The 5,395-nt window shown below is 71.2% G+C and carries 6 protein-coding genes; 5 read left to right on the forward strand and 1 reads right to left on the reverse strand.

The features are described from left to right. Positions 1-112: 112 nt before the first annotated feature. On the reverse strand, positions 113-409 hold the full coding sequence (locus tag ACFRU2_RS04175) for a winged helix-turn-helix transcriptional regulator (protein ID WP_382967336.1): 297 nt from the start codon (positions 407-409) through the stop codon (positions 113-115). 218 nt (positions 410-627) lie between these two features. On the opposite strand from ACFRU2_RS04175, the gene ACFRU2_RS04180 reads away from it, so the two are divergent. The 5 genes from ACFRU2_RS04180 to ACFRU2_RS04200 all read left to right on the forward strand — a co-directional run bounded on the left by ACFRU2_RS04180 (position 628) and on the right by ACFRU2_RS04200 (position 5,234). Next, positions 628-939, forward strand: coding sequence for an EthD family reductase (locus ACFRU2_RS04180; protein ID WP_382967338.1), 312 nt, complete (start codon positions 628-630; stop codon positions 937-939). Between the two features lie 116 nt (positions 940-1,055). Further along, the gene (locus tag ACFRU2_RS04185; protein ID WP_382967340.1) at positions 1,056-1,928 is read left to right on the forward strand and encodes a PhzF family phenazine biosynthesis protein; all 873 of its coding nucleotides are present in this window, start codon (positions 1,056-1,058) and stop codon (positions 1,926-1,928) included. Positions 1,929-3,027: 1,099 nt separating this feature from the next. Continuing rightward, a complete protein-coding gene (locus tag ACFRU2_RS04190; RefSeq protein WP_382967341.1) occupies positions 3,028-3,552 on the forward strand; it encodes a peptidylprolyl isomerase in 525 nt (174 codons plus the stop codon). Positions 3,553-3,687: 135 nt separating this feature from the next. Further along, a complete protein-coding gene (locus ACFRU2_RS04195) occupies positions 3,688-4,806 on the forward strand; it encodes a WD40 repeat domain-containing protein (protein WP_382967343.1) in 1,119 nt (372 codons plus the stop codon). Between the two features lie 188 nt (positions 4,807-4,994). Next, positions 4,995-5,234, forward strand: a complete 240-nt coding sequence (locus tag ACFRU2_RS04200) for a chaplin (RefSeq protein ID WP_382967345.1) — start codon at positions 4,995-4,997, stop codon at positions 5,232-5,234. The last annotated feature ends 161 nt before the right edge of the window (positions 5,235-5,395 follow it).

The following is a 5,395-nucleotide window of genomic DNA, read 5'->3' on the forward strand; positions in this document are numbered from 1 at the left end:
ACTACCCTTTATTGAGGTTGTGCGTTAGGGGGAAGGATGGGGAAACGTCTCCCCCCCCCCTCCCCCCTCTCCTCGCCCCCCCCCCCGCCCCCCCACTCGGGGGACGTGGTCTTCACGTCTCCGTGGGCTCCTGATCGTGGTGTTCTTGCTCCTGCGCCCAGGTGATCGCCCATGCGTCGAGCGGACCGAGGGCATCACGGAGTGCCGTCCCCAGCCGAGTCAGCTCGTAGCCATCGGCCGACTGGGCGATGATCCCGCTCGATACGAGTTCGCGGAGCCGCTGGTAGAGGACGCTGGACGACAGCCCTTCGCACCGTGCCAGCAGCGCGCGGGCGCCGAGCGGCCCCGCACGCAGTTCCCAGAGAATGCGCAGCGCCCACCGACGGCCGAACAGGTCCATCGCGGCCATGAGGGGACGGCCGGTCGTCGAGCCGCGAACCGGTGTGCCTGGGCGCGGTGTCGGCATGACCCTCCTTGTGTTTCGTTATTCGAAACACTAGCATCCACCCATCGTTTCTGATTTCGAAACGAACTCGACGGGAGAGCCGATGTCGCGGATTGCCCTGCTGGAACCGCCGTGCACCCATCAGGACGGCGCACTGCTCGCACCCATGGACGGAGGCCGTCATGCATAAGCTCGTCGTCCTGTATTCCGAGCCAGCCGACCCCGACCACTTCCGCGACTACTACGTGACCAACCACCTTCCGCTGGTCATGAACTGGCCCGGCCCGCTTGCGTGGCGCTACAGCTTCGACGTGGCGGCCCTCGAAGGAGCAGCACCGTATTTCGCGGTCTTCGAAGCCGAGTTCGCCGACGCCGCCGCAATGGACGCGGCGCTGGCGTCGCCGCACGGCCGGCGGCTGGCCGACGACGTCGCCAACTACGCCACCGGCGGCGCGGCCATCATCCACTACCCGGTACAGGACGGCACCGGCTGAGGCGGGCGGCAGCCTCCGGGCCGCATTCGGTCGGCCGCTCAAGGCCAGGTCCGGCCATCAGCGTTCACCGTTGGCGGTTGGCGGTTGCCGGTTCGTCGAGCGTCGAAGGAGGGCCGATGTCCTGGCCGGACGTCACGGTGGTTGATGCGTGCGTGCGGCGCCACGGCCGGGGCGGTAGCCCCACGGCCGTCACCGACGACGACCCGGCGGCGACGGACGCCGACCGGCGTGCGGTCGCTGCTGCGGCCGGCACCTCGCACGCGGCGTTCCTCGGCCCGGGGCGGACTCCGGACGGCGGCCGGCCGGTCCGGTTCTTCACCGCCACCGCAGAACTGTCCGGCTGCGGCCACGGCACCGTTGCCGCGCAGGCCGTCAGGTTGACCCGCACCGCGCTGAGCGAGCTGAACGACCGCCAGCACACCGGCGGGCGCACCTTCGACACCGTCGCGATCCGCCGCCCCGCCGGCATCGAGGTGTGGTTCGACCAGGGCCTCGTCGCCCTGCATCACCCGGCACCGGACGAGCGCGCCGCGATCGTCGCCGCACTCGGGCTCACCGCGGACGACCCGCATCCGACCGACGCGCCACGGATCGCCGCGCCCGGCGCACCACGCATGCTGCTACCCGTCCGCGACCGGTCGGCGCTGCTCCGAGTCCACCCACACCTCGGCAGGCTGACAGCGGCGTGCAGGCGGTACGGGCTCCTCGGCTGTTTCGTGTACGTACCGCCGGCGGCCGACCAACCGGGTGCGGCGCGGATGTTCGCGCCGGCGATCGGTGTCGACGAGGACGTCGCCAACGCCAACAGCACCGGCTGCCTGGCCGCCCACCTACTCGACGCGACAGGGGCGCAGACGCTCGCGATCGAGGTGGAACAGGGGGACACCTTCGGCCGACCGGCCAGCGTGCTCGCTTCGGCCCGACGCGGACCGGCGGGCATCACGACCCGGGTCGGCGGGTTGGCGGTGGTCCGCGACTCTCACACATGACCACCTCTGCGAGTCCGCTCGGGCCGATGCCGCGGGCGTCGATCGCAAGGATGGCCGACTGGCATGGGCGTGCCTGTTCACACCGCACCCCACGGACGGCGGTTCAGGCACCCTAGGTGATGGACAACTGCGCCGATCCGGTGGCGGGGCCGGAAGTGCCGCCCGCCGGGATGAGGTTCGACCCGCCTCCGCCTCCGCCGGGCCCGGCGGTACCGTTGCCGTAGATCAGGAAGCAGCCTCCGCCTCCTCCGCCCTTGCCGCCGAGGTTCTGGGCTCCGCGGCCACCCCCACGGCCGCTTTCAGGTCGCTCGCCGCCGGGCTTACCGGTGTCGCCCGCGTCTCCGCCGGTGGCCTCGCGGACGGGGAACCCGGTGGAGCGGGAGCCGCTTCCGCCGCCCCCGCCGCCGGCGGCGACGATGAGGCGGGGGTCGGTGCCGCGAACACCGGTCAGGGCACAGCTCGCGCGCGCCGAGCTGCAGGTGCGGATGCCACTGGCACCGCCGCCGTTGTCTCCGGTCCCGCCCGCTGCGCCGTCGACGGGGAACCGTCCCGGCTCGCCCGTGGCGGTGACGGTCCGTCGGGTGACACCGGCCGGGACGACGAACCGCTGGTTGGCGCCGGCGGTGAAGGTCTCCTCAGTCTCCCCGTTTCCCGGTCCGCCCGCCTCCCGGCGCTCCTGTACGGAGCGGACAGCGACGGGTAGGACGCTCGCGGAGAAGGTCTGGGACGATCACCTCGTCCGCGCCGGTGGCTCCGTCGAGCAGGGACGCCAACTGGAGGGGGAGAACCTCGGGGTCGGCCACGGAAGCCTCCTGCCGTCAACCATTCCCGCGGGCCAAACCCACGCCCTAGACTGCGACCGCTTCAGGACCTGGCGATCATCGGAAGGGCGTACGAGATGAAACGAGCACTGACCAGCGCATTAGCGGCCGTGGCGTTAGTCGTGTCCGGGGGGAGCGTCGCCACCGCTTCCGAAGGGGCTCCGCCGCGCACCACGCACGGCCCTTGCCAGTACACACAGACCCCGGACGAGCCGCCGGCACGCTCCGTTCCGCTGCCGCCGGACCCGCGGCGCACCCCCAGTCACGGCACGGTGGACATGGCTGTTCCGACCAGCCAGGGCCAGCTCCCGCTGCACTTGGACCGGGCCAAGGCGCCGTGCACGGTCCAGAGTTTCCTGCACCTGGCACGGCACGGGTTCTACGACCGCACGGTGTGTCACCGTTTGACGGCCTACCCGACGCTGAAGGTCCTGCAGTGCGGTGACCCGACAGGTACCGGTGAGGGCGGGCCCGGGTACAAGTACAAGGACGAGCTGCCGCTGGACCTGCCGCCGGCACCCACCGATCCGACCGGCGCGCGCCGCCTCTACGGGCGCGGCCTGCTGGCGATGGCCAACGCCGGTCCGGACACGAATGGTTCACAGTTCTTCGTCGTTTACGGCGACTCCGCGCTGCGACCGAACTACACGGTGTTCGGCACGGTCGGTGCCGACGGCCTGGCAACACTCGACAAGGTCGCCGCCGGAGGAATCGAGCCGACCCCGGAGGACCCGGCGCCGGTCGACGGCACACCCGTGCTGCGGACCGAGCTGCTCCGCATCCGGCCGTCCTGCCGGGACTGACGCACCGCGGCGTGGCCCCGTGCTCGATCAGCGTGGCCGGCGTCTGTGGCCGCACCAGGCGGACTACGCCGGCCTGTCAGTTGGACCGGGCAGACTCGGTCGCGACGGTTGGACCGGGGGTGCGGGGTGGGGGCCATGGGCGGCAACGGCAACGGCAACGGCAACGGCAACGGCAACGACGACGGGGTGGCGGACGACCTGCGGGAGGGTGCCTGGCCGGAGGGCGGGCTCCGCGGGGCGGCCCTGCTCCGTACCCTGCCGGGATCCTTCCAGCGAGGCGCGGTCGCGATCTCCCCGGACGGGCGGCACGGCCTGTGCGGAGGGGGGAACGAGCCGGTACGGCTGTGGGAGCTGGCCACGGGAACGCTCCTGCGGACCCTGGGGACCCCTGGCACGGGGGAGAGCGGGGTCGCCGTCCCGGGGAACTGGGTGCTGGCGGGCGGCGGCGGGAAGTTCATGCGGTGCACGGTCAACGGCGCGGTGTCCTGGATCGACACCCGCAACCCGCTGGGCCGGCAGGCCCGGTTCAGGGGACCGTACTTCGATCGCAGCCAGGGCGCGATGGGCGGCCAGGGGACGGTTGCCTTCAGCGGTACCGGCCGCTTCGCCCTGAGCGTCTGCGGAGACTTCGCCTTGCGGATGTGGGACCTCGCGGACGGAACGTGCACAAGAACACTGACCGGCCACACGGTCATCGCTACGACGGTGTGGCTCAGCCCGGACGCCCGCCGGGCGGTGTCGGCCGACCTCGACGGCGAGATCCGGGTCTGGGACGTGGACAGCGGTGAGTGCGCCACGTTCCCGAACCCGGGCTCGTGGGTGGGCTCCGTGTGCCTGAGCCCCGACGGCAGCCTCGTGCTTGCCGTCGGGGACCACCCGGGCTCCGCCCCTTCGGGCCGTACGCTCTGGGGCCGCAGGCGCCCGGACCGTACGCTCTGGCTCCTGGACGCCGCCACCGGTGACATCGTGCGTGCCTTCGAGGACGTACGGGGCCGGCGCACCCGCCCGCCAGGGCATCCCGACGACCGGTCCGGCGAAGTCCTGACGGCCCGGTTCACCTCCGACGGCCGCTTCGCCGTCTCGGGCGAGGACGACGGCCGGATACGCATCTGGAACACGGCGACCGGTCGCTGCGTGCGGACCCTGGAAGGCCACACCGACGACGTCTACGGCATCGCCCTCACTCCCGACGACCGCTGCCTCCTCTCAGGCAGCACAGACGGCACCCTGCGCCTGTGGGAACTCCACCGGTAGCCGACACCAGCTGGTGGTTGCCGCCAACTGGCGGCACGGGGTGTTCCCTTCGAGCGAATGGTGTGTCTGCGGACAGGCCGAAGGTGTGCCAGAGGACGAAAGGAAGGGTGCGGACCCTGTCGGGGCCGCACGGCAGGTCTTGGAGGACGTGCCGTGGGTGCTGTGTACACGTATGAAGGAGACATCGCATGACACGTGTTCTGAAGAGCCTCGCGCTTGCTCTTGCCGCCGGTGCGGTGGTCGTCGGTGGGGCTTCCGTGGCCTCGGCCGATGCTCACGCGGACGGAATCGCCGTCGGTTCCCCGGGGGTCCTGTCCGGCAACGTCATCCAGGTCCCGATCCACATCCCGATCAACGTGTGCGGCAACTCGATCGGGGTCATCTCCATTCTCAACCCGGCCGTCGGGAACACCTGCGTCAACAGCTGATCCTGCTGACAGCCAGGTCTGCTCGGGTGGCAGCTGTCGGTGCTTGCCCGAGCCCGGCGTGGGGGGGGGGGGGGGGGGGGAGCAACAATACGACGACCATAAAGCAACGGAAGAGAAAAGGGGAGGAGGGGAAAGAGGCGGAAAGGGGCATCAAGAGCTGG

Origin of the sequence: Streptomyces sp. NPDC056883, from assembly GCF_042788835.1 — a bacterium.
GTDB classification, from domain to species: Bacteria; Actinomycetota; Actinomycetes; order Streptomycetales; family Streptomycetaceae; genus Streptomyces; species Streptomyces stoeckheimensis.

What these genes read in the sequence shown, in the direction of transcription:
- ACFRU2_RS04175 (WP_382967336.1), bottom strand. Translation starts at nt 409, where the DNA reads ATGGCCGCGATGGACCTGTTCGGCCGTCGGTGGGCGCTGCGCATTCTC.
- ACFRU2_RS04180 (WP_382967338.1), top strand. Translation starts at nt 628, where the DNA reads ATGCATAAGCTCGTCGTCCTGTATTCCGAGCCAGCCGACCCCGACCAC.
- ACFRU2_RS04185 (WP_382967340.1), top strand. Translation starts at nt 1,056, where the DNA reads ATGTCCTGGCCGGACGTCACGGTGGTTGATGCGTGCGTGCGGCGCCAC.
- ACFRU2_RS04190 (WP_382967341.1), top strand. Translation starts at nt 3,028, where the DNA reads ATGGCTGTTCCGACCAGCCAGGGCCAGCTCCCGCTGCACTTGGACCGG.
- ACFRU2_RS04195 (WP_382967343.1), top strand. Translation starts at nt 3,688, where the DNA reads ATGGGCGGCAACGGCAACGGCAACGGCAACGGCAACGGCAACGACGAC.
- ACFRU2_RS04200 (WP_382967345.1), top strand. Translation starts at nt 4,995, where the DNA reads ATGACACGTGTTCTGAAGAGCCTCGCGCTTGCTCTTGCCGCCGGTGCG.